Origin of the sequence: Nocardioides abyssi (assembly GCF_030412915.1) — a bacterium.
In the GTDB taxonomy this organism is placed as follows: Bacteria; Actinomycetota; Actinomycetes; order Propionibacteriales; family Nocardioidaceae; genus Nocardioides; species Nocardioides abyssi.
Genome location: NZ_JAUHJR010000043.1, coordinates 1 through 399, shown reverse-complemented (window position 1 = coordinate 399; position 399 = coordinate 1). Strand labels below are relative to the sequence as shown.

Sequence of the window (399 nt, the reverse complement as noted above, 5' to 3'; positions counted from 1 at the left end):
TTTTTATGAGTGGTCGGCTGTGTATCTTTAGTTTATTATTCCTTAAATATATAAGGCATCCCGAGGAATTCGGCAACTAAAAATGGTGCAGAAGAAACCGAAGAAGAAAGTAGGCAAGAAAGTTGCGGCAGCTCCTCTAGCTGTAAAGAAAGTAGAGGTTAAAAAGGAAGTCAACCCCCTCTTCGAAAAGAGGCCCAGAAACTACGGAATTGGACAGGACGTCCAACCTCCTCGTGATCTGTCAAGGTTTGTCAAATGGCCCAAATACATCAGAATTCAGAGGCAAAAGTCAGTGCTTCAAAAGCGGCTGAAAGTTCCACCTCCAATCAACCAATTTACACAGACATTGGATAAACAAACAGCTACCCAGCTTTTCAAAGTATTAGAAAAATACAGGCC

The 399-nt window shown here is 41.9% G+C and carries 1 protein-coding gene; it reads left to right on the top strand.

The genetic code is table 11. The features are described 5' to 3' along the window. Positions 1–82 precede the first annotated feature (82 nt). Positions 83–399, top strand: a 317-nt coding sequence (locus tag QWY29_RS19825) for a ribosomal eL8 family protein (RefSeq protein ID WP_300962962.1), incomplete at its 3' end; no start/stop codon positions are given.